The 505-nt window shown below is 25.1% G+C and carries 1 protein-coding gene; it reads left to right on the top strand.

Annotation, left to right across the window (positions count from 1 at the left end):
• The coding region (locus ETC00_RS19680) for a hypothetical protein (RefSeq protein ID WP_171567730.1) at positions 1-505 on the top strand (505 nt) is incomplete at both ends.

The raw sequence follows: 505 nt of genomic DNA, 5'->3' as shown, positions 1-505 counted from the left end.
GCACATACTTTTGGAAACGTAACAGCATTTGTGACGGAATATATAAAAAACTTGTTTCCTAAAAATTATTTTAATACAGTAAACATTTCATCGACTATGGCATATAGACATTTTAGTGTATTTGAAACAAAAAATAAAAACTTCATAAAAAAGAAAAAACCTATGCTTATAGTAAGACCTAGAGTAGACATTATGAATAATGATGTATTTATGAATGGAACTTTATTAACTACTAGGATAACTGATAATTTTTATGATAGAGATTTTGGAAATTTACAACCTTTTATTGAAGATAATAAAAGAGGTCTTCATGTTAGATATTTATTGAATAGAATAAAAATGTTTTTTGATGTTACTATCATCGTAGAAACACAAATGGAGCAACTAAACAACGCTATGTATTTTAAAAATAGAGTGAGACAAAACTTACCTTTTTATATCGACACTTATTTAGAAAATAATGTTCCGAGAGAAATTATTATGTTTATATCTAAAGAAGTTTGTA

Source organism: Brevibacillus sp. MCWH (assembly GCF_013096935.1).
Classification (GTDB): domain Bacteria; phylum Bacillota; class Bacilli; order Brevibacillales; family Brevibacillaceae; genus Brevibacillus; species Brevibacillus aydinogluensis.
This window is presented reverse-complemented; position numbering and strand designations above follow the sequence as displayed.